Origin of the sequence: Desulfofundulus luciae (assembly GCF_030813795.1) — a bacterium.
GTDB lineage: Bacteria > Bacillota > Desulfotomaculia > Desulfotomaculales > Desulfovirgulaceae > Desulfofundulus > Desulfofundulus luciae.
In genome coordinates this window covers 101,339-127,420 of the sequence record NZ_JAUSUX010000005.1, presented here as the reverse complement: position 1 = coordinate 127,420, position 26,082 = coordinate 101,339, and the positions used below count along the sequence as shown (strand labels likewise).

Here is a 26,082-nt window from a genome sequence, read left to right as displayed (position 1 = left end):
AGTGGAGCTGTTCCATATTTTAAATGAGATGGAGGAGATGATTGAAAATAGTCCCCGGATACCCATGACCAGGCGGGTGATGGTGGACGAGGATCGCCTGCTGGATTACCTGGACCGTATTCGCACCACTCTGCCCGAAGAATTGCGCCAGGCACGCTGGCTCCTCCAGGAACGGGAAAAGGTGCTGGCCGACACCCGCAAGGAGGCCGGGCGTCTTTTGGAGGATGCCCAGAAACAGCTGGAAAAACGGGCGGAAGAAAGCGAAGTGGTAAAAAAGGCCCAGGCTATGGCGGACGAAATTGTCCACAAGGCGGAACAGGTGGCCAGGGAAATCAAACAGGGTGCCCGGGAGTATGCCGATGAGATTCTGGGGGGGCTGGAAGAGGAACTGGACAAGATCATGACCCAGATTCGCAACGGACGGGCGGAATTAAGAGGAGTTAAGGTTAGTGACGGTGTTAATTCCCGGGCGGCCCAGGGCTAATCCGCCAGGGCCTGAAGTATGGCGGGAAAGTCGCAGTATTTTTCTATGTTTTCCCGGGCCAGGGCAATGCGTTTGCGGTCCCGGGGGCGGATACGCCGGCTAATCTCCGCCAGCTTTTCAATAGTGGTAAAGGTGTCGTAATGCACCAGAATAACCGGTACATTTTTTTCTGCTGCCCGGGCAATAACCTTTACGTCCGGATATAAACCACCGGTGAGGATTAGCACCGAGGTGCTGGTTTCCAGGGCCGCCAGGGCCAGGTCGGCCCGGTCACCCCCGGTAATTACCGCTTTATTGGGAGACCGCCGCAGGTAACCCAGGGCACTTTCAATAGTCATCGCACCGACAATCACGTCCTCTACCAGCCGGTCCATATTTTCCTCGCCGGCCAGGATTTCCCCGCCCAGTGTTTCGTAATATTCCGTCACTGTGGGCGAAGATATTTCCGGACGTTGGGGAATGATACCCAGGGTACGGTATCCCCGTTCGGCAAGGATGGACTTATAAATCCCTTTTGTTTTGGCCAGCAACGGGCGGGGGACGTTGTTAAAAACATTCCCCAGCACCTTGATGTTCTGATTTGCCAGGTAGCTGTTGATGAAAATGGCTTCATCCAGACTGAAATCATTCTCAATGCGGATCGTGAACAAGACCAGAGCTTCAAACTTTTTGGCCAGGGTGACGGCATCCAGGCCCCAGCACCCCATGATATGGGGGAAGGCGGTTCCCCCGATAAGCACCACGTCCGCCCCGGCACTGACCTGCCGGTAGCAGGATAAGATCCGTTCTAATGCCTCGCATTGCCGGTAGCCCGACAGATAGGACGGACCGGCGAGAAAGGGTGCGATTACATCCAGGGGTTGTTTTAAATCTAACACCTCCTGCATGAGCCGTGCGTCTTCATCATTCTGTTCCCTTAAGCCGGTGGGATGGCCCACCGGCTTAAAATAGGCTACCTTGTATCCATGCTGGAGCAGTTTTAGGGCCAGGCCCACCGCCATGGCTGTTTTCCCACTGCCCGCCGTACCCATGACATAAAGGTTTTTCACTGCTCACACCTCACGATATGGTGATTTTTATGTCCAGGGCAAAGGCCCCGTCCGGATAGGCAAAAACCGGGTTGATATCCATTTCCCCAATTTCGGGAAAGTCAAGCACCAACCTGGCAGTCCGGGCAATCATTTCCACGATTGCCCCAAGATCTTTTGGCTTTTCGCCGCGGTAACCCCGTAACAACGTGTAGGCCTTAGTTTCGGTAAGCATTTGCTGGATTTCCTGCCTGGTCAGGCCGTGGGCCAGGCGGAAGGAGACATCTTTTAAAAGGTTGACGTAAATTCCTCCCAGTCCAAAGGCTATCAAAGGGCCGAACTGTACGTCCCGGGTCATGCCAATGATTAATTCCGTTCCCTGGGGCATCATTTTTTGAATCTCAATGCCATGGATAACGACTTTGGGCAGGAAGCGCTGGACGTTTTCGGTAATCTCAATAAATGCTTTTTTCACTTCCTGCGGCGTTTCCACCCCTATTTTTACTCCCCCGATGTCGGTTTTATGTAAAATTTGGGGGGAGGCTACTTTCATGACTACCGGGAAACCAATTTCCTGGGCCCTGGCCGCTGCTTCATGGGGACTGGTGGCCAGGACAATGGGGGCCACGGCAATCCCATAGCAACCGGCCACCTGGCTGGCTTCACTGCCGAGAAGAGTTAACCGGCCTTCCTGGCGTACTTTTTGCAAGATTTCCTTAACCGGCTCGGGCTGGATACCACCCAGCTCGAGCTCCTTTTCTTTTTCCGGCAATTCCCTGGCACGGGCGTAGCGCACCATCCCGCTCAAGGCTCTGACCGCCGGTTCGGGGAAGGTGAAACAGGGTATGCCTTCTTCTGCCAGGAGCTTAGCTCCTCCCGCCAGGGTTTTTCCGCCCATATAGGCAGCAAATACCGGCTTGTTCGGGTAAATGCGGTGAGTTTCAATGATGGCCCGGGCGGTTTGTTCTGGTTCCGTGACTGCCGTGGGGCAGACCAGTACCACCGCGCTATCCACACTTTGATCACCGAGCACCTTTTCCAGAGCAGAGCGATAGCGGTTTTCGTCAGCGTCACCCAGGACATCCACCGGGTTGTAAATGGCCGCTTCCCGCGGCAGGTTGACCCTTAACTCCTGGCTGGTTTCCTTGCTGAAGCGGGCCATGGTCAGTTCGCTCATTTCGATGCTGTCCGTGGTTACAATGCCGGGTCCACCGGCATTGGTGACCACCGCCACCCGGTTTCCTTTGGGCACGGGCTGGTGAGCAAAGGCAACGGCTAAATCAAAAAGTTCGGCCATGCTCCGGGCGCGGATGATTCCGCATTGCCGGAAAGCCGTCTCATAGGCCAGGTCGCTGCCGGCAAGGGCTCCGGTATGAGAGGAGGCGGCCTGGGCCCCGGCCTGGCTGGCACCGCTTTTGAGGATGATCACCGGCTTTTTGCGGCTGGCCGCTCTGGCCACCTGTAAAAACTGCTGGCCCCGGGTCACGTCCTCGATGTAACAGAGGATGACCCTGGTGTTGGGGTCGTTGGCCGCGTCGGCTATAAAATCTGCTTCATTAAGATCGGCCTTGTTTCCCAGGCTGACAATCCGGGAAAAGCCCAGTCCGGTGGTCAGGCTCCAGTCCAAAATGGCTACCAGCATGGCCCCGCTCTGGGAAATGAAAGCGATATTCCCCTGCTTCGGAAAAACGGCAGAAAAGGAAGCGTTTATGGGTACGTGGGTATCCATCATGCCAACGCAATTGGGCCCTAAAAGGCCCATGCCGTAGCTGCGGCAAATGCGGGTGAGTTCCTTTTCCAGAATTAATCCTTCCTTGCCCACTTCCTTAAATCCTGCCGAGATTACCACCAGATTTTTGGCCCCCGCAAGGCCGCATTCCTGTGCTACGGCGATAACCCGGTTGGCCGGAACGGCGACCACCACCAGGTCCACGTTTTCTCCGATGGCGCTTAAATTAGGATAACAGCGAAGCCCTTCTATTTCTTCCTCTTTGGGATTGACGGGATAAATCCTGCCCGGGTAACCGCAGGCGATCATATTTTTCACCAACACGTTGCCAATTTTACCCGGTTTTTGGGAAGCACCGACAATGGCTACCGTTTGGGGGCAAAAAAAAGCATGCAGGTCCGCCAAGTATCTCACCTACTTTGAACCTGGTGTCGGTTGTGTTTATCATGTCCGGCTGGGGGAGAAAGCATACCCTTGGCGGCCTGCATTTGTGTTTCCCACTATTGGCATTCTAATAGAAGCAACTTATTGTTATTCTTAAGTTGTCTTTAAGGGGCTAAAAATAGCCCTTGGCGAGCAGGAGAAGCAATGTGTACACCTCCCGGGGTGAGGACAAGCGAACGGTTGCGGCGCTGGCGCGGGATTGGGGGCTCACCAGGATACCACAGCCTCTTTTAAGGGCCATAAAGGCATCCTCATCGGTGCGGTCGTCTCCAATATAAACAGGTAGTGCCCCGTCATATTTCCCGCAAAGGTACTGCACTGCTTTTCCTTTATTTACTCCCCGGGGGCGTATTTCCAGCACCTTCTTCCCCGGCAAGAGCTCCAGCCGGTTTTTGTCCATGATGGGGGCCACTTTTTCGATAAAACTAACCAGCACCTGCCGGGCCAGTTCGGGGTCCGCCTGGCGATAATGTAAGGCCAGTGAGATGCCTTTATTTTCCACTAAAAAGCCCCTGCTGTTGGCCACACATTCCCTGGCTACCCTTTCCAGGCTTAAAATGTTTTCTTCCAGCTTGCGATCCTCGATCAGGCGGTATAATTTGCCCCCGGTTTCCTGTATTTCTGCACCGTGGGAACCAGCCAGGTGCAGGCCGGTCAGGGGGAGTAATTTTTGTAGTTCGGCCAGTTTACGACCGCTGATCACTGCTACCACTCGACCGGGGGAAAGGGATAATTTTTGCAGAGTAGCCAGAAGTTCCGGGTCCGGCCGGGCCAGATCCGGGGTGGGGGCAATGGGTACCAGGGTGCCGTCGTAATCCAGCATGAGCAGCAACCGGGATGCCGCGGCCATCCATGCAGCCAGTTTTTCCGGGGTTGCCAGGGGCGGTTCCTTGCGCACCAGGGAACCTGGCCTCCCGGTTTACAGGTTGGCCGCGTTGGTGGTTGCCGGGGTGAGGCCGGAACCCAGGCTTTTAACCAGTTTCAAGTTGCTCTGGCACCACCAGCGCACATCCCGGCTTTTCACGATACGGCGCAAGGATTCCAGGCGGCTTTTTTGTTCCTGGAAAGGCATCTCCAGGGCCATTTTGATTTTGGCTGCCAGGTGGGCCGGTTCAAAGGGATTGGCCAGCAGTGCCCCGTGAAGTTCCTGGGCCGCTCCGGCAAAGGGGCTCAGGATAAGCACTCCCTTGCCATCAATGCGCGAAATCACAAATTCTTTGGCCACCAGATTAAGGCCGTCCCTTAAGGCTGTCACCAGCAGCACGTCGGCAGCCAGGTAATGAGCAACCAGTTCTGCCTGATCCAGGGATTGATAGCGGTAGCGCACCGGCACGGCTCCATACATCTGGTCGTACCGTCCGTTGATTTCGCCTACTATTCGTTCCACTTCCTGCTTTAAGGCTCCGTATTCGCCAATACCATTGCGGCTGGGCACGGCAATTTGTAACAGGGTGACCCTTCCGCGGTATTCAGGATACTTTTCCAAAAAGTAGGCCATGGCCCGTATCCGCTCGGGAATTCCTTTGGTATAGTCCATGCGGTCTATGCCCAGAAGCACCTTTTCCGCACCGAGGGATTTGCGTATTTCCTCCGCCCTGGCCCGCACGGCGGGATCGGCGGCCAGCTGTTCAAAGCGGTGGCAGTTAATACCTACCGGCAAAGCCTGCACCAAAATGCGGCGGTTGCGCAGGCGAATCAGGCCCTGTTCCGGGTAAATTCTAGCCGGGTAATAGCAGGCAACGGTATCAAGAAAATTCTGTACGTACCGGCTGGTATGGAAGGCGATCAGGTCGCTGCCCAGAAGACCGTAGATGATCTGCCGTCCCCAGGGGAGGATCTGGAAAAGGTCTGCCGGGGGAAAGGGAATGTGCCAGAAGAAGGCAATAGTAGCTCCCGGTGACAGGTGCCGCAAAAGCTGTGGTACCAGGGCAAGGTGAAAATCGTGTATCCAGTAAATTTCCTTTTTTGCTTCCAGGGTGATGCGGGCGAACTTCTGGTTGACCCGGCGGTAAGCATCCCAGTAAGCCTTTTCAAAGGAACAACGTTCGGGCAGTTGGTGGCACAGGGGCCAGAGACAGGCGTTGCAGAAACCGTGGTAGTAGTTGTCATGTTCTTCTGCGGAGAGAAAAACCTCCTGGATATGGTAGCGCGGCTCTCCCGGTGGGATGCCCAGCTTAACGCCAAGGTCCTTGCCGGTATTATCAATGCGCCCGCACCAGGAGATCCAGGTCCCCCCGTGGGCGGTCAATACCGGTTCCACCGCCGAAGCCAGTCCTCCTACCGTGCGCCTGGTAATTAATTGATCGTGACCATCCTGGAAGGTATAGGGTCCCCGGTTGGAAACTACAACCACCTGTACGGGATTTCGTCCATAGCCGTACACAACTTCCACCTCCTTTTTAATTTTCAACGATCACGCGGGTGTTGCCCGTGGCCCGCAGTACTCCGCAATAGGCTTTGCCCTGTTTGCGGGTAAATTCCAGATCCACCGTTCCGCAACCTGCGGCCAGGTTGCAGATCTGGATTTCCTGGACCCAGGGAGGCAGCTGGGGAGCACTCACCCGCACCTCGTTGCCCCAGCAGGAGATGCCCAGCATGGTACGTATGAGCAGGGGCATGGTCCCTACAGCCCAGGCCTGGGGATCACAGGCGGTGGGGTAATGTACGGGGCCGCCGTCTCTGCGCCTGGTGAAACCACAGAAGACTTCCGGCAGCCGGTGATAGGGAAAGGACATGGCCGCCTCGAAAAGGCCGGTGACCACTTTTTCCAGAAGGTCAAACTGGCGACAGCAACGTAACCCGTAGGCAATGATGGCGTTGTCATGGGGCCAGACCGAACCATTATGATAACTCATGGGATTATACGGCCCCATGGATTTGCTCATGGTGCGAATACCCCATCCGGAATACATGTCGCTGGTTAACAGCCGCCGGGCCACGGCTATGGCCAGTTCATCGGGTAGAATGCCGGTAAACAGGCAGTGGCCCGGGTTAGAGACAATGGTTTTAACCTGTTTTTTGTCACCATCAAGGGCAAAGGCCAGGTACTGTTCCTCTTCCATCCAGAAAGCCTCTAAAAACTTGCGTTGCAGGACCATGGCCTCCTCTTCCAGCTCCCGGGACCAGTCGTCCTTTCCCAGTACCCGGCCCATTTCAGCGGCCCGCTTTAAAGCAAGGTAATAATAGGCTTGTACTTCCACCAGGGCAATGGGACCGGTGGGCAGGCTGCCCCGGGGATCAATAACCCCGTCCCAGGAATCTTTCCAGCCCTGGTTTGTCAGCCCCCCGGGGGAACGGACGGTATATTCAATAAACCCGTCGCCGTCCATATCCCCGTATTTCCGGCACCATTCCACGGCCGCAAAAAGGTTCGGAGCCAGATCGAGGACCATCTGTTTGTCTCCAGTCCAGCGGTAGGTTTCGGAAAGCAGGATGATGAACCAGGGAGTGGCGTCCACGCTGCCATAGTAGGGAGTATGGGGAATTTCCCCGCAGGCAGCCAGCTCTCCCCGGCGGAGCTCGTGGAGTATCTTCCCGGGTTCTTCATCCCGCCAGGGGTTATCCTCTTTCCCCTGCAGGCGGGCCAGGAAGTACAAGCTTTTCCGTGCAATGTCGGGGTTGACAATTAAGGCCTGCCAGGAAGTAATCAGGGCGTCCCGCCCAAAGGAGGCCGCATACCATGGTATGCCGGCCTGCACAATGGTGCCCAGATCGGGATAGCATGTGCACAGGGCGTACAGGTCGGTCACGTTACGCCGGAGCATGTTGCTCAAAAAGACATTATCACTTTTAAACTGGGTACACTGCTGTTTCCACTTTTCATAAAGAGAATAGGTTTTGCGCACCGCCCGGCTGAATCCCGCGGCAATAGTTCCTTTCCCGCGGGTGCAGGCAGGATTGGGCTTGCTGCCAATAAAGGGCTTTACCTGCATGTAAAGGTAAACTTTGCGTCCGGGAGGCAGGGTGAGGGAGAACCGGGCAGTGGCCAGGTTTTTTCCCTCGTTTACCTCCACACTGTCGGGATAAGGGGAAAAGGAAACTCTGGTATAACGGCACAGGTTATCCCTTCCCCGGTATCCAAAGAGAACTCCCTCCCGGGTAGACACCGGGGTAAAAATTTCCCCCTTTTGGTCGCGGATAAAGCCCCGTACCTCAAAAATATCCCGAAAATCGGCCCCCAGGGTGATCTGCAGGGTGATCATCACGGGCATGGGATTGAAATTGATTAGCCGCACCCGTTGAAATAGGGCGTTATCCAGGACCCGCAGGGCACGGATGTGAATGGTGCTTGCCGGGATAACATGACTATCCCGGTTCAGGGCCGGGTTGGTAAGTTCGAATTGGGCAAAGTGGCTATCCTTAATGGAGGAGGAGAGGAATAAAAGGTTCCCTTCCGTTAGGCCCATTTCCAAACAGCTCAGAAAGCGGGTATCCCGGTAATAGAGTCCAAAGCCCCCGTTATGCTCATGGGACACCTCTCCCTCGGGTCCGCAAATGAAAAAAAGTTCTCCTTCTTTAAGCACTTCCTGGGAAAGGCATGTCCGGGTGGCTAACCCCGGTATGTGGGTGATATCAAGCACCGCATTACCTCCTAGGCAATTTGTGTTTGCTTGCGCAGGTAAAAGGCCAGTACTTTACCGTAAACCTGGAGTGTACGGGCGGTCATGACTTCGCGGGTAAAGTTTTTTTCCACCATTTGCCGCCCTGTTTCACCCATTTGCCGGGCCTTCTGGGGATTGGCCAGCAAATGGCAGCACCTTTCGGCTAAAGCCTCGTGATCGTGCATCGGCACCACGTAGCCGTTCATATCGTCCTGGATTACCTCGGGCATACCGCCGGCCCGGCTGACTACCATGGGGCGACCCGTGGCTAAGGATTCCAGCATGGCCAGGCCAAAGGGTTCCTCAAAGCAGGAGGGGTAGATGCAAATTTCTGCGGCCTGGTACATCAACGGTATTTCATCCCAGGAGAAGAAACGGATAGAAACATCCCGTTCCAGCCCCAGTTCCGTAATCAGGCGTTTGATCATGGATACGTGTTCGGGCTGCCGGCTGCCCCAGTCCACGGTTTTTTCCGTACCGGCCAGCACCAGCAGGGCATCCGGGAATTGTTCCTTGATGAGTTTGAAGGCCTTGATGCTGATATGGCAGCCCTTATCAAAACTCATGCGCGCCGGGTGGAAGATAACCCTTTTCCCTTTTAGTTCCGGATAGGTTTCCCATGCCTTTTGCAGATCCTCTTTTGTAGGAGGTCTAAATCTTTCCAGATCGATGCCGTGGTGAACCACGGTAATCCTGTCTTCCGGAAAACCGGCTTTAACCAGTTCTTTCTTGATGTAATGGCTTACCGCAATTACCGCGTCCCACTCGGAGGCATGACGGCACATTTCTTCCCAGACGGAGTCGGACCAAACGTTGTGGGCCGTTAGTACCAGGGGGATTCCCCAGCGCCTCTTTGCTTCCAGCAGGGCCTCAAGATGGACCGGACTGAAGTAATGCATGTTATGGGCATGGATAATGTCAGGGTGAACTTGCTGGATAAAATCGCCAATCAACCGGCGAATATCATTTCTTCTGTCCATGATTTTTTTTGCATCCAGGCTGTTCAGGTCCATAAGCCTGCGGCGTAAGATCCTTAATCCCCGCCAGGTGTAATCCATTTCTCCTTCCAGGGTGGACCCGGTGAGCAGGCTTACCTGGCAACCGTAGCGGGCAAGCTCTGGACACAACATGGCCAGATGGCTTTCCACCCCGCCGATAATCGGGGGAAAAGCCCAGTGTAACATAGCAACTCTCACACTGACACCTCCCCAAAAATAGTAATCCCGGCTGGTTTTCTGCTGCCGGGTATATTCAATGCAAAACTTCGTCCGGCGAGGAGAAAACCCCCAAAACCATAATTTTCTATGTTATTTTAAGACTATTATAAGCAATTGCCAGAAAAACTGTCAAGATTATCTAGGACGGAGTACAATGACGCGTATGTGGGTTAGTATGACCAGCACCGCAGCCAGCATAATCATGAGACCCAGGGATAGAAGGAGCAGGAACAGGGAGATAAGACTTGCTCTCCAAAGGGAAACGGGTTGAACCGTGGCGAGAAGCGGTGCAAAAACAGGCTGGATCAAAGACTGGTTTAAAGTTGCAGCCGGGCCAAACATCAGACAGGTATAAAAGGCGGCCAGGATGGCATGGGCTACCCGTGCCAGTATAAAAGGGCCTATGCGGATGTCGGTTCCGGCGATCATGCTGGCCGCCTGGGCCTGTATGGACAGGCCACTCCAGGCCAGGATCATGGCTACGGCAATCAACTGGTGAAGCAAAGGGGCAGCCGCTTCCGAAGCCAGCTTGGTACCCGTGGTCATTTCAAACAGTCCGCTGGCCAGGGCCGGGAGTACTGCCGGCGAGAGGCCGAGAGGCACCAGTACCAGCCCTAATGCCCGGGCCACTAAGTCAATGAAACCCGCTTGGGTGAGCAGGCGAATAATTACGGCGAAGAGAATGATAAAACCGCCTATATTTAAAAGATTATTGATAGCATTTTTTACGGCATCGCCAATAATCTGGCCCGGGGTGCGCTTATCCCGGCGCTGTCGGGTGGCCATTTCGATCAGGGCCCGTCTTAAAATCCAGGTATTCCTGTCGGCCGTAGGCCGGGGGATTACCTCCGGGTCGCGACGGCCGTAAAAACGCAATGCCAGGCCGAGGGTAAGGTTGGCCAGGTAATGGGCTCCGGCAATGAGGGGACCGAGGAAGGCGTTGTGAAACATTCCTACGGCTACCGCCGCCAGCATGAATAGGGGGCTGGAGTTGTTTGTAAAAGACATTAACCGTTCCGCTTCGATTCTGGTGCATAGCTTTTGGGCCCGCAGGCGGGCGGTAACCATGGCCCCAATGGGGTAGCCGCTGGTATAACCAATAGCCAGGACGAAGGATCCCGCACCGGGGACGTTAAAAAGGGGGCGCATAACCGGTTCCAGAAGAACACCCATAAAATGCACGATCCCAAAATTCATGAGCAGTTCGGAGACGATGAAAAAAGGCAAAAGGGAAGGGAATACTATATTCCACCAGGTACCAAGGCCGTAGACGGCTCCTTCATAGACGGTTTGGGGCTGCGTAATCATGCCCAAAACAAACAGAAGGGCACAGGCCGTCCAGAACAGACGCATGGTTTCCTGCTGTTTTTGCATTTTTGGTCACCCGCTTCACACCGCATTGATTACTGCCGTCCTTACCGCCTGGGATTTAACGACCCTTTTGATATTTCACTACCTTTTCTAGGCCCTTTTGATATATATGGGACTCTGTTGTTTAATAGACCACTTTCTAAAGCAATGTGAGAATAGTCACAGCCGGTGGAGGAAGAAGCGCACAGCGTTTGCGGGCAAGATCGGTTATTTTAACGGTAGGAAGTAATGTAATCTAGCAAGAGGGGGTTTTTTGATGCCTAAACGTCAGATCGTGCGCATAGACGAGGAAAAATGTACCGGTTGCGGTCTGTGTGTTACCCCTTGTGCCGAAGGGGCTATCCAAATTGTGAATGGCAAGGCCAGGATAGTTCGGGAAGAATTATGCGATGGTGCTGGTTTTTGTATCGGCGTTTGTCCGGTGGGTGCCCTTTCCATTGAAGAGCGGGAAGCACCGGCCTTTTCCGAAGAGGCAGCCCACGAGCACTTGAAGAGCAAGGAAAAAACCTACATTACCCAAACCTGCTTCCGCTGTGGCAATACCGAGGACCGCATTCCCCTGCTCCCTTGCCGGCACCGGGGCGAAAGCCTCTGGGTGTGCACCCGCTGCCTGCCGTCGCTTATTCACGGCTAACCTCTTTCAACGGTTCCCGGAAAAAGATGCGACTTCTGCCGAAAGTCGCATCTTTTTTTCCCCGTGCCAGGAGCAGGAGTCCGGGTAGATGTGTCGAAGAGGAATGCTGGGGCCGGGTTAACGGGAGTATTGACAGTAGCACTTAATGCATTTACCTCTGGAACCCTTGAACAGGTCGCGAAATAGCTGGTCCAGTTCTGCATGCTTTAAGCGAATCAAGCCTTCGGGATTGGCAAGGACATTGTTGACAAACAGGCGAATGTAAACGTGCTCCTGGGTTTCGACCACCACCACGAGTTTGTACTCATTCACCGGGTTACACCCCTTTGTTCTTTAAGTTCCCCCCCTTTTTCTAGCGCCCGGCCCCGGGCCAGGGCACGCTGGGTGGGAGAGTGAGACTAAAGTGAAAATATATGCTATCAGCGACTTACATTTATCCTTTTCCAGGACACCGGATCCGGCGAACTGGGGGGACAGTCCGGAATATAAGCCCATGGCCGAGGTAGATGAGTCGTGGGCCGCTCATGCATCCCGCATCTACGAAAACTGGACGCGGATCGTTGCTGACGACGATGTGGTGCTGGTAGGCGGGGACATCTCCTGGGCTATGCGTTTGGAGGAAGCCCGGCCGGACTTACATTTCCTCGGTTTGCTGCCGGGACTCATTGTGGCCGTACAGGGCAACCATGATTACTGGTGGCAGAGTATATCCCGGGTGCGGGCGCTGGCTCCTCCCAATATGCGTCTGATCCAGAACGACCACATACGGCTGGGTGATCTGGTCATCTGCGGTACCCGGGGATGGCTGTGCCCCAACGGCGCTTTTTTCAAAGATGAAGATATGAAAATTTACAGGCGCGAGCTCATCCGGTTGCGGAACTCCCTGGAAAGCGTGCAGGGGCCAGCGGGGGAAATCATTGTCATTATGCATTATATGCCAACCAATGAAAAACACGAATACAGCGGATTTATCGAAATTTTTCAAGAGTACGGCGTAAAACATGTGGTTTACGGCCACCTGCATGCCCGGGCTTGCCGTTACCGTTTGCCCGATCAGGCCTGGGGCATCAACTTTTATCTCACCAGCGCCGACTATTTATCTTTCACGCCGCGCCTGATTATGAATTGGCCCCCTTCTTAAAAGAAAAATTATTTTTTGCCTTTCCAAGGGAAAAATTCCATTTTAAAAGGAGAGCAGGAGTTTAATCTTTTATATCTAAATATAAACTGAAAAGAAAAGTTTTTAAAGACCTGAGTGAGGGAAAATAGGGAAGTGTTTTTTATGGGGGTAGAATAAGGGGGGGTTATATTTGGCTAAATTTATTTGTGACACCTGTGGCAAGGAAGTGCAGGTCATTGACGGGGTGGTTTCCTGGACCAGGGAAGAACAGGAGTTGCGCAATTTCAAGCTCACCCACAAAGAAAGCCTTGGTACTGGTTGCCAGCCGGATAACAACCGTTACCGGGAATTGTATACGCTAACCCTGGCCAGCGGGTTTATGGAGTTTGTGCAGTACCTCCTGGAACGGTGGGCGGATGGACTGGTCTTAAGGGATCCTGAAACTCTGCGCAGCGTCATGCGTCAGTTGAACCTGCATATGCATGAAAAATTGTTGATGCTGGTGGAGGAGTAAAACGGGTTGGAAAATTTGCCTCGAGAAGCTCTGCTTGTGCAGCAGGGCTTTTGATTTTTTATCAGGTCGGCAGCCTGGCCGGCCGCCGACCGTACCGTCGGCTTACTTAAGGCCAAGTTCCCGGGCCAGTTCTGTCCAGGCGGGCAAAGAATTGAGGATGATTTGTTTGCTTATACAATAGGAGATGCGGAAGTAGCCCGGCAAACCAAAACCGCTTCCAGGTACCACCAGGATATTATATTTTTGAGCCAACCGCGCAAATTCCAGGTCGTCGGGCAGGGGGGAGCGGGGGAACAGGTAAAAGGCCCCTTGAGGTTTTACCACCTCAAAGCCCAGGGAAACCAGGTGGTTATACAAAAGGTCGCGTTTTTCCTGGTAAGCGGCAATATCCACCTTTTCCCGCTGCAATTTGGCCACCAGCCGTTGCATCAGCGCGGGGGCATTGACAAATCCCAGGGTGCGGTTGCAGAAAACCAGCCCTTCCAGCAGCAGGTCACAATCGTCTATCTCCGGGTGAACGGCAATATAACCAATGCGCTCGCCGGGCAGGGCCAGGTCCTTGCTGTGGGAGGTGACCACAAGACTGTTGCGGGTGAAATGGAAGACGCTGGGTAATTCTATCCCATCGTAAACTATTTTGGCGTAGGGTTCATCGGAAATTAAAAAAATGGTAGTGCCCAGTTCTTCGCCTTTTTTATCCAGAAGCTTTCCCAATTCCGCCAGGCAGCCGACCCCGTATACCACCCCCGTTGGGTTATTGGGTGAGTTGATGATCACCGCCTTTGTCCTGGGGGTAATAGCTTTTTCCAGGGCCGCCAGATCCGGCTGAAAGCCGGGACCCGTGGGTACCTCTTTAATTACTCCGCCGTGGTTATCCACATAAAAGCGGTACTCTACGAAATAAGGGGTTAGTACAATAACCTCGTTCCCCTGATCCAGCAGGGTCTTTAATACTACGTTTAATCCCCCTCCGGCACCCACCGTCATTACCACATGCCGGGCGCTGAAAGGTAACCCCGTTTCCTCGGCCAGCACTTCGGCAACTGCCCGGCGGGTTTCCTCGTAGCCTGCGTTACTCATGTACCGGTGCATACCCGGGATGGGGTTTGCGGCCAGTTTACGTAATTCCTCTTTAAAGGCCGCCGGAGGTTCCACGTCGGGATTGCCCAGGGTAAAATCATACACCTTGTCGGCACCGTAAAAGGCGCGCAACCGCTCTCCTTCTTCAAACATTTTGCGGATCCAAGAAGCTTGGGAAAGAAATCCGGCAATCTTTTTGCTGATAGCCACAATTAACCCTCCTTTGGGTTTTGAAATTCGCCGTAGAGCAAAAAATACCTGCTTATCAACCGGCAGTTATGCTATACTGTTGAAGGAAAGGCAGGTATGAACCATGTGCATACAGGTGGCTTTGTTTGATCTGGACGGCACCCTGGCCGACTCCCTACCCCTGATTAAGCATACATACCGGCGGGTGTTTGATGAAATGGGCATCCCTTGGGGCAATGAGGATGTTATGCGCTGGATTGGCCGTCCCATCGTGGACATTGCCCGTCATTTTGCCGGGGAAAGGGCGGAAGAGTTTATCCAGCGTTACCAACACCACTACCACCGTGATCACGACCGTTATACGCGGCTTTTCCCGGGCACGCTGGAAATGCTCCAGAACCTGCGTACCAAGGGCATCCAGTTGGGTATCGTCACGTCCAAAGGGAAAACAGGTGCGTGGCGGACTGTTAACTTTACCGGCCTGGACCGCTACATTGATGTGATGATTACCGCCCATGACGTGGAGAAGCATAAGCCCCTGCCCGATCCGATCCTCAAAGCCATGGAAATTCTTCATGCCCAACCACACCGGACCGTCTATGTGGGAGACAGTCATTTTGATATCCAGGCCGGTCGGGCTGCCGGGACTAAAACCCTGGGCGTCACCTGGGGTATAACCGTGCGGGAAGAACTAGAACGTTTGAAGCCCGATGGGCTGCTGGATTGCTGGGGTGATTTGGAGCAATATCTAAAAGGTGGCAGGATATGGGAGCTTAAACAATGGTTGAAAGTTACAGAAAAAGCTTTGAAGGGAAATTACGACTGAAGGGGCAAAAGGATTTAAAAGGGGGAAGGCCGGGGAAGGGATAAGCTCCCCGGTCTTTCTTTTTACGGGTTGGCAGAGTATTTTCATTGTTTGACAGGGAGTACTTCCAGGAGGGAAGGATTTCCGCAATAAGAAAAAGGATAGGGTCACCTTTATTTGGTATCCCATCCCTTTCTGCTCTTCATTAAGTCATTCGCAAAGGTCCTTCTGATAGCAGGTGATCCCATTTTTCCGGCAGGTAACCGACCACGATATGGCCGTCCACATCGATGGTGGGGCACTCGGTGCGCCCGGTCTTGTAACGCAGCTCTCCTCTGGCGCCGGAATCCTGGATGCTTTTTTCTTCATAGTTGATCCCCTTGTTTTCTAAAAATCGCCGTGCCTTCTGGCAATCCTCGCAATCGGGTGATACATATAGAGTGACATGATAATCCCCCAACAGCAACACCTCCACATTTTTTGTTTTATTTTGTCCGGGTGCGGGGGAATTTTCACGGCAAAAGGATTTTTACTGGTTTGCAGGCCTGGATACCCAGGGCGGTCCTTCTTTGCAAGATTATCTGTTCTAACTGCTCTGCTGCCGGCCAGTGAGCATAAATGCCACCATTGTGGTAGTTCTAACCCCTTTTAACAGACCTTTGAAGAGCGGGCGTCGGTTGCTCAGGGTTGGCCAGTAAATATCGGTTGGGCAGGAAACCTTCTGTCACTTCTCACGGCGGGGACCGGACCGGAGCATAATAGCTGGTTTTAATCCCGTCCCCGTATTCCGGCAGCCAGCTCGGCAAAATTATAGTGTTTAAACTCCCGGATAATGGTTTCTTGAATCGACTCCAGGGCCCGGTGTACGGGACAGTGGGGCGGTCCCTGTTTGCTGCAGAAGTCAGGATCCACCAGGCAGCGGTTTATTTGTACCGGTCCCTCCACGGCCATCAGTACATCCAGCAGGGTGATCTCCCCGGGGGGGCGGGCCAGGGCGTAACCTCCGCCTACGCCGCGGTAGGAATCTACGATGCCAGCCTTGGTGAGCAGGCGTAAAATCTTTAACAAGAAACGCATGGGTATACATTCCCGCCTGGCGATGACCTGCGCTTCGACCACCTCTCCAGGGGGTAACTGGGCCAGATAGAGCACGGCTCGAAAAGCGTAATCTGTAGCCTGATTCAGTCTCATTTATTGCCCCCTCATTTCAAAGTATACTTAACTGGTTCACATTGGGGTATATTTTATCCTGTCGGCCTTTGTCTGTCAAGGGGGGAATCAGTGTTTCATTTCTCCATGGCCGGTGCTCACCGCTATCCTCCGCTCCCGGCCGCAGGCCGGGCAGGAAAAGAGATGCACGCAGACGGGCGCCTCAAAGGACAGGTTGAAGTAAGGGCTGTAGGGGCCGTAATAATCGGCCACCGGGCCGGCATCCTCCAGGGGGGTTCCGCACATGCAAATATGCCGGCCGGTGTAAATGCAGTTGCAGAGCGGGCAGGTCATCTGGAGCATCCCCTTTACCTGAAGTTTTAAACCGTTCCTGAAAACACAGCCTATACCTTGAATCAAGGGAGGGATCGCCCGTCAGGGTATATTTTACTCAAACACACCCTTACGGGAAAAAACCATTGCCTCTAATCTCACCATTAGCATATCGCATTTTGTCCAGAATATTGCACGAGATAATCAACGCAAAGTAGCGGGTACAGCAGGGCAAAGAATCGGTGCAGCAGCGAGCATTTTTGGTTTTTGGACGAACAGCCGGCGGCGACCTTGCCGGCAGGGACTTTTGAGCTTTCCTGCAGGCAAAATAAAAGCAACCTGGTATTAACCGGGTTGCCGCAAATCCCTGGAGCCGCCTGTTTAACAAAGCTAGCTTATAGCCGTGGAATGCTATGTACACCTGAAGATGAGAAACTGTTGGCGGCAGGCCGGAAGGTGGATAAGCTGGTCGTGAATACCCCCGGGAGAAGCCCGGTTCAAAAACAGCGTGGTCGGTAGCAGAAAAAGACTTTTCTGTTCCAGAGGAGGAACCTGCGATAGGAAGTAGAAAAAAATCAGGTAGTAACTCAAACTCCAAGAAGTGCTATCGCCCGGATTGTCAATGGGCGGAGAGATAGAACCATGAAACAGGGGTAGAGTTCCGGAGCGGGGAGGAAGCGGCTTACGGCGTGGGTATGTGCTGTGTAAGATATGCATGCTATAGGTGGGTAGCTTAAAAAAATCGGCCAAGAAGGGTGGCGGTTTGTACGATCAGGTTGAGGGGTCACCACTTGATTTGCCTGCACTTCTACCGGGGTGAGGGATACAGTCGGGAATTTGTCGAGAACCTGGAAGACGTAGTGCGCAGGGCTACGGAGGGAGAAGAAATAGCGGTAGTTGAAGGCGCGGACGACATCTGCCGGACTTGTCCGGCGCTCCAGGGAGAAAAGTGCGCCGCCAAGCCTGGAGCAGACGCAGAAATCAGGGAAATGGATGCGGAAGCGGCGACGCACCTCGGCATCGAAGTTGGGTCGAAGGTGCTCTGGCAGGAAATAAAAGCCAAATTGCTGGCAACGCCCAAAGAGTGGGTGACGGCTTTCTGCGAGGGGTGTGACTGGGGAGAAGTCTGCGCCGGGAAAAAGAAAGCGCTTGGGCTGGGTTAAACGGCATGCCTGAGTTTTTTTGAACAGAATCTTTAGAATCCAAGATTAAGTCAAGATTAAGTCTGGTAAAGGAGGATGGTGGAAAATGATAAAGGCAAAGGACATGACCCAGGAGCAGGTTACCCATTCCTTTTGCAGTTGGTGTAAGCATCGCCGCTTATTTTTAGGTCATACCTACTGGGGGTGCGGCCTGGAAGAAAATAAAATGGAAGAACACTGTCCATACAGGCAGGCGGTTCGGAAAGAAGAAAAGCAAAGCAAAACGGCGTGACTCATTAATTTTACCCTTTTTCCCTCCACCTGCGACCAGCATGGGGGACAGGTACACCTGCAAGCGGCTCCCCCCCCCCCCCCCCGCTTTTTTTTGTTGTTGAAACCATCCGTTCGGGAAAGCATATTCCCTCTTTTACTGGAAATAATGAGAGGGGAGGTGTCGGCAAGTGGCTGAGCAGGGAAATTTTCCTGAAATTGACGCCCTGGTGGAAAAGGCCAACCAGGCGGCCCGGGAATTTGCCCGCCTGGATCAGGAGGCGGTGGACCGCATTGTGCTCAATATGGCCCTGGCCGGGCTGGACAAACATATGGAATTGGCCCGCATGGCCGTGGAAGAAACGGGCCGCGGTATTTATGAAGACAAGGCGACCAAAAACATTTTTGCCACGGAGGCGGTTTATCACAGCATTAAATACGCCAAAACCGTGGGTGTCATCGAAGACAACGAGGAAGAGGGGTATCTGGAAGTGGCCGAGCCCGTGGGAGTGGTGGCTGCAGTGGTGCCCGTAACCAATCCCACTTCCACCACCATGTTTAAGTCCCTGATTTGCGCCAAAACCCGGAACCCGGTGATCTTCAGCTTCCATCCGGGAGCCCAGCGCTGCAGCGCCGCGGCAGCCAGGATCATGCTGGAAGCGGCGGTGGCTGCCGGGGCTCCCGCAAACTGCATTTCCTGGCTGGAAAACCCCAACTACGACACCACCGGTTATTTAATGCGGCACCCCGGCGTGGCCTTAATTGTGGCCACCGGCGGGGCCGGGCTGGTGCGGGCGGCCTACAGTACCGGGAAGCCGGCCCTGGGCGTTGGGCCGGGTAACGTACCGTGCTACATTGAAAAGACCGCTAATTTGAGGCGGGCGGTAACTGATCTGATCATTAGCAAAACCTTTGATAATGGTTTAATTTGTGCTTCCGAACAAAGTGTGATCATTGACCGGGAAGTGGCCGACCGGGTTATTGCCCTGATGAAGGAAAATGGCTGCTATTTCCTGAATGATGAGGAAACCCGCCTGCTGGAAGACTTAGCCGTGGAACAGGGGGGGTGCACATTAAATCCCCGGGTAGCCGGGCAATCGGCCCGGAGGATTGCGGAGATGGCCGGTTTTGCCGTGCCGCCGGACACAAGGGTCCTGGTAGTCCGCCTGGCCGGGGTGGGGCCGGAATACCCCCTGTCCATGGAAAAGTTAAGTCCTATCCTCTCCTGCTATATCGTGGAAAGTTTTGCCGAGGGAATAGAGTTATGTGAGAAAGTGGTGGAATTTGGCGGGCTGGGCCATACGGCAGTCATTCATTCCGAAGATCAAAAAGCCATTGAAGAGTTCTCCCGCCGCATTCGCACCGGGCGGATTATTGTCAATTCGCCGGCCACCCACGGGGCCATCGGGGATATCTACAACGTGAACGTGCCTTCCTTTACCCTGGGCTGCGGATCCATGGGCAGCAATTCCACCACCTCCAATGTCAGTGTGGAAAACCTGATCAACGTTAAGCGGGTGGCCAAGCGCCGGGCGAAATTGCAATGGTTCCGGGTCCCCGAGCGGGTCTATTTTGAACCCGGTTCCATACAATACTTGCGCAAACTGCCCGGCGTGGAGAGGGCCTTTATCGTAACAGATCCGGAGATTAAGCGCCTTGGTTTTGTGGACAAGGTACTTTATCATCTCAACTACCGTAATAACCGGGTGGTTACCGAGGTCTTCTACGAGGTGGAACCCGATCCCTCGGTGGAAACGGTACGCCGGGGCTGTGCGGTGATGAACCGGTTCTGTCCCGATACCATTATTGCTGTGGGAGGGGGTTCGGCCATTGACGCCGCCAAGGCCATGTGGCTGTTTTACGAATACCCGGAAGTGGAGTTTGAGTTTCTAAAGCTCAAATTCATAGACATACGCAAGCGTACCTACAAATATCCCAAGCTGGGGCGCAAGGCGCAGTTGGTGGCCATTCCTACCACCAGCGGCACCGGCTCCGAAGTGACGGCCTTTGCGGTAATTTCCGACAAAGGCGAACAGGTAAAATATCCCCTGGCAGACTACGAACTGACCCCGGATGTGGCCATCATCGACCCCGACTTTGCCCGCACCATGCCGGCTCAGGTGGCGGCCGACACGGGTATGGATGTGCTCACCCATGCCCTTGAAGCCTATGTTTCGGTAATGGCCTCGGATTATACTGATGCCATGGCTGCCAAAGCCGTGGAACTGGTTTTCCACTACCTGCCCCGTTCTTACCGGAATGCCGGGGACCACAAGGCCCGGGAAAAAATGCACAACGCCTCGTGCATCGCCGGCATGGCCTTTACCAATGCCTTCTTAGGCGTCAACCATGCGCTGGCTCATCAAATTGGGGCCGCTTTCAACATTCCCCACGGTCGGGCCAATGCCGTCCTGTTGCCCTATGTGGTGGCCTACAATGCGAGCCGGCCGGCCAAGTTTGTTTCCTTTCCCCAGTATGAGTACTTCCACGCCCCGGAAAAATACCGGCAGCTGGCCCGCCTGCTTGGTCTGCCGGCGGGAACGGTGGAAGAGGGGGTCAGGAGCCTGATTGGGGCCATCTTCCAGCTATTAAAGGAGCTGGATATGCCCCTCACCGTGGCTGATCTCGGAATTGAACGTTCAGAATATGAGCGCAAAATCCCCGAAATGGCCGACCGGGCCTTTGCCGATCAGACCACCACCACCAACCCCCGCTTCCCCCTGGTAGCCGAGATGGCCGACCTTTACCGCCTGGCCTACGGTCCCCCCCTGTCCCGGGAAGTGGATGAGGGGCTTTTAGATTTATCCCTCCTTCAGGGGTGCAGGGATGGTATGGCCGTCCCGTGGCCTTTCCGGGACGGGGATGAAACCAGGCCGGAAAATCCGCTGCAGTGATTGCCGCACGGCACTCACTTAAAAGGCCCTTGCTGTGTGCCGGGGGCAGCCATGCCAGACCAGAGACCGGTGATTGCCGGACTCTTTTTTATCCACCGGCAGGGAAACCCGCCGGCCTGTCGAATCCTCTTTGAATCTGCCGGAAAGTCTATCCAGAGGAGAGGCAGCCGCCCAGGGATTTGGCGCTACTTTGATCAGTTAACAGGGGGGCAATCAATTGGCGTTTCCAAATCTGCAGGTTATGCTGGCCGTCGGTATTTTCCTGCTCAGTTACGGCTTGATTATCGCGGAAAAAATTCACCGCACCGTGGTAGCCCTGTCGGGCGGGGCCATTCTGATCCTGGCCGGAATCGTTTCCCAGGAAGAGGCAGTGAAGGCCATTGATTTTAATACCATCGGCCTTCTGGTGGGCATGATGCTTATTGTGGGCATTACCCGCCGTTCCGGAGTTTTTGAATACCTGGCCATCAAAGCGGCCAGGCTGGCCCGGGGGGAACCGGCGGCCATTATGGTTTACCTGGCCACGGTCACCGCCATTCTTTCGGCCTTCCTGGACAACGTGACCACGGTACTGCTGATCGTGCCGGTAACCTTTGCCATTGCCGGGCAGCTAAAAATCAATCCCCGGCCCTTTCTTATTGCTGAAGTGCTGGCATCCAATATCGGCGGGACGGCCACTTTGATCGGTGACCCGCCCAACATTATGATCGGCAGTGCAGCGCGCCTGGGGTTCGTTGATTTTCTGGTCGGTCTTACCCCGGTGGTGGTGGTGATTCATCTCTTTACTGTGGCGGGCCTGTGGCTGATTTACCGGCGACAACTGGTGGTATTCCCGGAATTGAAAGCTGGAATCATGCAGCTTGATGAAAATGAGCAGATCAAAGACAGGGTGCTTTTGAAAAAATCCCTGGCGGTGCTGGCCCTGACCATCCTGGGCTTTCTTGGGCACCAGTATCTGCACCTGGAAAGCGCCACCATCGCCCTGGCCGGAGCCAGTTTGCTGCTGTTAATCACCAGAGAAGATCCCGCCTATGTGTTTCAGGCAGTGGAGTGGCCGGTCATCTTTTTCTTTGCCGGGCTGTTTATCCTGGTGGGGGGACTGGTAGAGACGGGGGTAATCGAAACCCTGGCCAGTGAATCCCTGCAATTCACCGGCGGCAGGTTGGCTGTCACGGCCATGCTCATCCTCTGGCTTTCGGCTATTGCTTCCGCTTTTATAGATAACATTCCCTTTGTAGCCACCATGATCCCTTTAATCCAGGACATGGGCCGCCTTGGTCACCTGCCGTCCCTGCTACCCTTCTGGTGGGCCCTTTCCCTGGGGGCCTGCCTGGGGGGAAACGGTACCCTCATCGGGGCTTCGGCCAATGTGGTGGTGGCCGGTATGGCCGAAAAGCGGGGGATTTTTATAAGTTTTGTTGACTTTATGAAGGTAGCCTTTCCTTTGATGATTATATCAATTGTCATCTCCACCCTTTACCTGTGGCTGTTTTACCTGCAATAAAAAAATGCCGGTGATTAACTGGCTAATTTGCATTGCAAGGTGGGAAGAGGGAGATATTAAAACGCCCACTACCGGTCGTTTGACTGAGTTTCCCGGGTGTAGGGCAGGGGGATATACTGTACCGACGGGCGGCGCTGGGCCGGCTGGGGGTAGAGGTCCATCAGGGCATAGATTTCCGGCGGCAGCTCGGCGCACACCGGGAAGCCCAGTTCCCGCAGTTGCTCACAGGTAAGGGGGTAATCGTGTGTCCATTGGCCGCTGGTAAGCAGGTGGCTGATCCGGCGGGCTTTTTCCGGGGACATTTTTTCCACCAGCAAACGGTAAACAAATTCCTCCACCTGATTCAGGGCCTTGGAAGCAATGTCGGCCAGCATCAGGGTGCGGTCATCCACCCGTTCCCGGCCTTTGATCTGTACCGCTTCCAGAATGGATGCCGCCGGCATATCGCCCAGTTGCGGGTCCACCGGACCGAGAACGGCGTTTTCGTCCATCATAATCTCGTCGGCAGCCAGGGCAATCATGGTTCCACCACTCATGGCATAGTGGGGGACAAAGACTGTCACTTTGGCTTTATGCTTTTGCAGCGCCCGGGCAATTTGTTCTGCCGCCAGCACCAATCCGCCCGGCGTATGCAGGACTAAGTCGATGGGCATATCGTCCGGGGTCAGGCGAATGGCGCGCAGAACTGCCTCCGAGTCCTCCACATTTATGTAGCGGGATATGGGAAAACCTAATAAACTCAGTGACTCCTGGCGATGGATCAAGGTGATTACCCGGCTACCCCTCTTCTTTTCCAGGCTCCGGATCAGGCGCAGCCGTACGGTTTCCAGGCGGTATTGCCGGGAGGCGGGTAGAAAGGCCAATAGAATAAAGAAAATCCACAACAGGTCGCTAAAGGAAAAGTTCATGCTCTTTTTCACCCCTTTTTTATTTTGAACTAAAAAGGTTTTTTCTATTGCTCGAGTCAATGGACTGTTGTATAGTAATTAATTAACTTCTGCCGCTGCAATTTGCCGCTGGGAGTGCGGGGGATGGCAGGTACCAGAAGATAGCGCCTGGGCTGCCTGTTCCAGGGGATTTCCGGGCGGCGGCAGATAAAATTCTTGAGTGCGGCCGGTGACAGTTCGGGGGTAGACGGTACCACATAAGCCACCAGCAGCGGCCGGCCTTTTTTGTCCCATACCAAATCCACGGCTGCATCTTTTACGGCCGGGTGCTGGAACAGCGCTGCTTCAATTGAGCGGAAAAGGGACTGCTCCCGGGTTATTCCCCGGGGAGTGGGACTGTTTTTAACCACCTTAAGCATGCAACCACTCCCTCTTGACGTATATGCATACATACTGAAAATTCGCGAAAAATCACCCTGATCCTCCTTTGAATTAGTTAAGTTTTGCCAGGCCGTCCATGCGGTAGTCCCCTTTCCCGTTGTGGAGGGCTGCACCGGGAGTCCTTAGCGTCAGGGTACCGTTGCCGGCTACGATCTGACGGTTGTCCCTTGCCGCCCTGAGAACTGGTGTTTGCATTAACAAAATAAGGCCAGGTTTGCTCCCCAACCCGTTTTCATGGTATTATATGCTGGGGCACAGGGGGGAAAGTGCCTGGCCTAGCGGGTTAAGGCTCGTATGGCCATGGATTATAAAGGGGGAGCAAAGTTGCCTTTCTGGTTAACCGCCCTGGTTACTCTTGTGTTAGATCAGGCTTCCAAAGAACTGGTTCAGCGCCTGATGTGGGAGGGGCAATCCGTTCCGATAATACCGCACATTTTTCATTTAACCTACATACGCAATCCGGGGGCGGCCTTTGGCCTATTTGCCTACCGCACCGGTATTTTTATCGCGGTTACCCTGCTCGTCGTGGCCGGGGCGCTGGTTGTCGCACTGCGCCTTTCCCCTGGGCGGCACATGCTTCGTTTATCCCTGGGATTGGTCATGGGGGGTGCCCTGGGCAACCTCATCGATCGGGTCCGTTTTGGGCTGGTGGTGGATTTTCTGGACTTGCGGGTATGGCCGGTTTTTAATCTGGCGGACACGGCCATAGTAATCGGGGTCTTTTTGCTGATCTTTGCATTCTGGCGGGAGGACCGGGAAAGGGAACGTGAAAGGGTGGGGCCCGATGAAGATTAGTTACCATCGGGTGGAGGAGGAAAATGCCGGGGAACGCCTGGATGTTTTCTTGGCTAAAGAAAATCCAGATTTCTCCCGTTCCCATATCCAGAGATTAATAGCCGAGCAGCAGGTAACGGTAAACGGTGAGCCCGCGCGCCCAAGTTACCGGGTTAAGCCGGGGGATGAGGTGGTGCTGAAAATACCATTGCCCCGGGAACTGGAAGTGGTTCCGGAAAACATCCCCGTGGACATCTATTATGAAGATGGGGATGTGGTGGTGGTAAATAAACCCCGGGGTATGGTGGTGCACCCGGCGGAAGGGAACTACAGTGGAACCCTGGTAAACGCCCTTTTATACCATTGCCGGGACCTGTCCGGGGTAAACGGTGTAATGCGGCCCGGTATCGTGCACCGGCTGGATAAAGATACATCGGGTCTGATTATGGTGGCTAAAAACGACTTTGCCCACCTTGAGCTGGCCCGGCAACTGAAAGACCGCCGGGTCACCAGACGTTACATTGCCCTGGCCCATGGAAACTTCAAGGAGAACCGGGGTATGGTGGATGCTCCCATTGGCCGCCACCCCCGGGATCGGCAGCGCATGGCCGTGGTGAGCCGGAGGGGGCGCCAAGCCGTAACCCATTATGAGGTCCTGGAGCGTTTCGGCCAGTATACCCTGCTGGAACTAAAGCTGGAAACCGGCCGGACTCACCAGATCCGTGTCCACATGGCCTACCTGGGACATCCCCTGGTGGGAGATTTAAAATACGGGCCGTCCCGGCCCCACTTCGGTCTGCAGGGCCAGTTTTTGCACGCGGCAACACTGGGCTTTCACCACCCCAGGCGGGGAGAATATCTGGAGTTTACCGCCCCATTGCCCGGGGAACTGGCGGATATCCTTGTCCGGTTGCGTCAGGGCTAGTGCTTTAACCAGGCAGCCAGCTCCATAAAAAGGGCGGTAATACCGGCAGCCATGAGGGGACCCACAGGCACGCCGCCTAAAAAGACAATACCAAAAATCGAGCCGATCATCAGGCCAAAGATAATTTCCGGCTGCAATTGCAGGAGCTTCAATCCCTCCCCATTGAGATGGGTGGCCAGCGCCCCGCCAAATAGAGCCAGCAACCCGGGCAGGGAGGTAAGGTTATAAAGCATTTCCCGCTCGCTGATTTTGCCCGTGGCTACGGGTACCAGGATGGAGAGCAAAAGAAACAACAGGCCCAGCTCCAAACCGCGCTTTTCGAGCAGAGGTAAGATAAAATTCAGGTTAGCGAGCTTGATGATGAGCAAAACACAGGCTGCCATGGCAATGAGATTGGAGCGAGCGACAATGCCGATCAACAACAGCGTGACCAATAGGGTGACTCCGGGCATGGCCTTCCCCTCTTTAAAGTTTCTTTGGTCTAAAATATGTGCGAGCCATGGGCAATATTACCAGTAAGGGGCAAAGCCGCCTCAGAGGCGGCTTT

Annotated in this window: 27 protein-coding genes; 10 read left to right on the top strand and 17 right to left on the bottom strand. The window is 54.3% G+C overall.

What is annotated here, in order from left to right:
* Position 1: 1 nt before the first annotated feature.
* Entirely contained in the window at positions 2 to 484 is a 483-nt protein-coding gene (locus tag J2Z49_RS04725) for an ATPase (RefSeq protein WP_307400281.1), read from the top strand.
* On the opposite strand, the gene J2Z49_RS04720 is transcribed toward J2Z49_RS04725, so the two are convergent.
* From J2Z49_RS04720 to ylbJ, 7 genes are all read right to left on the bottom strand, one after another.
* The gene (locus J2Z49_RS04720) at positions 481 to 1,533 is read right to left on the bottom strand and encodes a phosphotransacetylase family protein (RefSeq protein WP_307400279.1); all 1,053 of its coding nucleotides are present in this window, start codon (positions 1,531 to 1,533) and stop codon (positions 481 to 483) included. The two genes, J2Z49_RS04725 and J2Z49_RS04720, sit on opposite strands and share 4 nt — an antisense overlap.
* Before the next feature lie 10 nt (positions 1,534 to 1,543).
* Positions 1,544 to 3,646, bottom strand: coding sequence for an acetate--CoA ligase alpha subunit (gene acs, locus J2Z49_RS04715; RefSeq protein ID WP_307400352.1), 2,103 nt, complete (start codon positions 3,644 to 3,646; stop codon positions 1,544 to 1,546).
* A gap of 151 nt (positions 3,647 to 3,797) precedes the next feature.
* A complete protein-coding gene (gene otsB / locus J2Z49_RS04710) occupies positions 3,798 to 4,583 on the bottom strand; it encodes a trehalose-phosphatase (protein ID WP_307400277.1) in 786 nt (261 codons plus the stop codon).
* 21 nt (positions 4,584 to 4,604) lie between these two features.
* Positions 4,605 to 6,068 (bottom strand): alpha,alpha-trehalose-phosphate synthase (UDP-forming), encoded by a 1,464-nt coding sequence (locus J2Z49_RS04705; protein WP_307400275.1) that lies wholly within the window; start codon positions 6,066 to 6,068, stop codon positions 4,605 to 4,607.
* Positions 6,069 to 6,084: 16 nt separating this feature from the next.
* On the bottom strand, positions 6,085 to 8,265 hold the full coding sequence (locus J2Z49_RS04700) for an amylo-alpha-1,6-glucosidase (protein WP_307400274.1): 2,181 nt from the start codon (positions 8,263 to 8,265) through the stop codon (positions 6,085 to 6,087).
* A gap of 11 nt (positions 8,266 to 8,276) precedes the next feature.
* Positions 8,277 to 9,482 (bottom strand): glycosyltransferase family 4 protein, encoded by a 1,206-nt coding sequence (locus J2Z49_RS04695; protein ID WP_307400272.1) that lies wholly within the window; start codon positions 9,480 to 9,482, stop codon positions 8,277 to 8,279.
* A 156-nt stretch (positions 9,483 to 9,638) separates the two neighbouring features.
* Positions 9,639 to 10,877, bottom strand: a complete 1,239-nt coding sequence (ylbJ, locus tag J2Z49_RS04690) for a sporulation integral membrane protein YlbJ (RefSeq protein WP_307400270.1) — start codon at positions 10,875 to 10,877, stop codon at positions 9,639 to 9,641.
* A gap of 253 nt (positions 10,878 to 11,130) precedes the next feature.
* On the opposite strand from ylbJ, the gene J2Z49_RS04685 reads away from it, so the two are divergent.
* Positions 11,131 to 11,508 (top strand): ATP-binding protein, encoded by a 378-nt coding sequence (locus J2Z49_RS04685; RefSeq protein ID WP_307400269.1) that lies wholly within the window; start codon positions 11,131 to 11,133, stop codon positions 11,506 to 11,508.
* A 117-nt stretch (positions 11,509 to 11,625) separates the two neighbouring features.
* Here J2Z49_RS04685 and J2Z49_RS04680 read toward each other — a convergent pair whose 3' ends face one another.
* Positions 11,626 to 11,820, bottom strand: coding sequence for a hypothetical protein (locus J2Z49_RS04680; protein ID WP_013822362.1), 195 nt, complete (start codon positions 11,818 to 11,820; stop codon positions 11,626 to 11,628).
* Between the two features lie 91 nt (positions 11,821 to 11,911).
* On the opposite strand from J2Z49_RS04680, the gene J2Z49_RS04675 reads away from it, so the two are divergent.
* Positions 11,912 to 12,649: a metallophosphoesterase gene (locus J2Z49_RS04675; protein WP_307400267.1), complete on the top strand. Its 738-nt coding sequence runs from the start codon at positions 11,912 to 11,914 to the stop codon at positions 12,647 to 12,649.
* A gap of 169 nt (positions 12,650 to 12,818) precedes the next feature.
* The gene (locus tag J2Z49_RS04670) at positions 12,819 to 13,142 is read left to right on the top strand and encodes a hypothetical protein (protein WP_121451761.1); all 324 of its coding nucleotides are present in this window, start codon (positions 12,819 to 12,821) and stop codon (positions 13,140 to 13,142) included.
* A gap of 102 nt (positions 13,143 to 13,244) precedes the next feature.
* On the opposite strand, the gene J2Z49_RS04665 is transcribed toward J2Z49_RS04670, so the two are convergent.
* On the bottom strand, positions 13,245 to 14,432 hold the full coding sequence (locus tag J2Z49_RS04665; protein WP_307400265.1) for a pyridoxal phosphate-dependent aminotransferase: 1,188 nt from the start codon (positions 14,430 to 14,432) through the stop codon (positions 13,245 to 13,247).
* A gap of 115 nt (positions 14,433 to 14,547) precedes the next feature.
* On the opposite strand from J2Z49_RS04665, the gene J2Z49_RS04660 reads away from it, so the two are divergent.
* A complete protein-coding gene (locus J2Z49_RS04660) occupies positions 14,548 to 15,237 on the top strand; it encodes an HAD-IA family hydrolase (protein WP_307400263.1) in 690 nt (229 codons plus the stop codon).
* Positions 15,238 to 15,421: 184 nt separating this feature from the next.
* Here J2Z49_RS04660 and J2Z49_RS04655 read toward each other — a convergent pair whose 3' ends face one another.
* The 3 genes from J2Z49_RS04655 to J2Z49_RS04645 form a co-directional block, all read right to left on the bottom strand.
* Positions 15,422 to 15,691 (bottom strand): glutaredoxin family protein, encoded by a 270-nt coding sequence (locus J2Z49_RS04655; protein ID WP_307400261.1) that lies wholly within the window; start codon positions 15,689 to 15,691, stop codon positions 15,422 to 15,424.
* A gap of 293 nt (positions 15,692 to 15,984) precedes the next feature.
* Positions 15,985 to 16,407, bottom strand: a complete 423-nt coding sequence (locus J2Z49_RS04650; RefSeq protein ID WP_307400260.1) for an RrF2 family transcriptional regulator — start codon at positions 16,405 to 16,407, stop codon at positions 15,985 to 15,987.
* Between the two features lie 87 nt (positions 16,408 to 16,494).
* A complete protein-coding gene (locus J2Z49_RS04645; RefSeq protein ID WP_307400259.1) occupies positions 16,495 to 16,719 on the bottom strand; it encodes a hypothetical protein in 225 nt (74 codons plus the stop codon).
* 755 nt (positions 16,720 to 17,474) lie between these two features.
* Between J2Z49_RS04645 and J2Z49_RS04640 the strand changes: the two genes are divergently transcribed.
* Positions 17,475 to 17,861, top strand: a complete 387-nt coding sequence (locus J2Z49_RS04640) for a DUF1284 domain-containing protein (RefSeq protein WP_307400258.1) — start codon at positions 17,475 to 17,477, stop codon at positions 17,859 to 17,861.
* Positions 17,862 to 18,024: 163 nt separating this feature from the next.
* Here J2Z49_RS04640 and J2Z49_RS04635 read toward each other — a convergent pair whose 3' ends face one another.
* Complete coding sequence (locus J2Z49_RS04635; protein WP_307400256.1) at positions 18,025 to 18,195, bottom strand: hypothetical protein; 171 nt, start codon at positions 18,193 to 18,195, stop codon at positions 18,025 to 18,027.
* Positions 18,196 to 18,301: 106 nt separating this feature from the next.
* On the opposite strand from J2Z49_RS04635, the gene adhE reads away from it, so the two are divergent.
* Positions 18,302 to 21,004 carry a bifunctional acetaldehyde-CoA/alcohol dehydrogenase gene (adhE, locus tag J2Z49_RS04630; RefSeq protein ID WP_307400254.1) on the top strand — a complete coding sequence of 901 codons (2,703 nt, stop codon included), beginning with the start codon at positions 18,302 to 18,304 and terminating at the stop codon, positions 21,002 to 21,004.
* Positions 21,005 to 21,245: 241 nt separating this feature from the next.
* Positions 21,246 to 22,508, top strand: coding sequence for an ArsB/NhaD family transporter (locus J2Z49_RS04625; RefSeq protein WP_307400350.1), 1,263 nt, complete (start codon positions 21,246 to 21,248; stop codon positions 22,506 to 22,508).
* A 68-nt stretch (positions 22,509 to 22,576) separates the two neighbouring features.
* On the opposite strand, the gene J2Z49_RS04620 is transcribed toward J2Z49_RS04625, so the two are convergent.
* The 3 genes from J2Z49_RS04620 to J2Z49_RS04610 all read right to left on the bottom strand — a co-directional run bounded on the left by J2Z49_RS04620 (position 22,577) and on the right by J2Z49_RS04610 (position 24,031).
* Complete coding sequence (locus J2Z49_RS04620; RefSeq protein ID WP_307400252.1) at positions 22,577 to 23,416, bottom strand: SDH family Clp fold serine proteinase; 840 nt, start codon at positions 23,414 to 23,416, stop codon at positions 22,577 to 22,579.
* 56 nt (positions 23,417 to 23,472) lie between these two features.
* Positions 23,473 to 23,814 carry an AMP-binding enzyme gene (locus J2Z49_RS04615; protein ID WP_307400250.1) on the bottom strand — a complete coding sequence of 114 codons (342 nt, stop codon included), beginning with the start codon at positions 23,812 to 23,814 and terminating at the stop codon, positions 23,473 to 23,475.
* A 73-nt stretch (positions 23,815 to 23,887) separates the two neighbouring features.
* Entirely contained in the window at positions 23,888 to 24,031 is a 144-nt protein-coding gene (locus tag J2Z49_RS04610; RefSeq protein WP_307400249.1) for a hypothetical protein, read from the bottom strand.
* Positions 24,032 to 24,160: 129 nt separating this feature from the next.
* Between J2Z49_RS04610 and lspA the strand changes: the two genes are divergently transcribed.
* Both lspA and J2Z49_RS04600 read left to right on the top strand, forming a co-directional pair.
* A complete protein-coding gene (lspA, locus tag J2Z49_RS04605; RefSeq protein WP_307400247.1) occupies positions 24,161 to 24,631 on the top strand; it encodes a signal peptidase II in 471 nt (156 codons plus the stop codon).
* Positions 24,621 to 25,535: an RluA family pseudouridine synthase gene (locus J2Z49_RS04600; RefSeq protein ID WP_307400245.1), complete on the top strand. Its 915-nt coding sequence runs from the start codon at positions 24,621 to 24,623 to the stop codon at positions 25,533 to 25,535. The genes lspA and J2Z49_RS04600 overlap by 11 nt, the downstream gene beginning before the upstream one ends.
* On the opposite strand, the gene J2Z49_RS04595 is transcribed toward J2Z49_RS04600, so the two are convergent.
* Entirely contained in the window at positions 25,532 to 25,987 is a 456-nt protein-coding gene (locus tag J2Z49_RS04595; protein WP_307400243.1) for a DUF441 domain-containing protein, read from the bottom strand. The genes J2Z49_RS04600 and J2Z49_RS04595 overlap by 4 nt on opposite strands.
* Between the last annotated feature and the right edge of the window lie 95 nt (positions 25,988 to 26,082).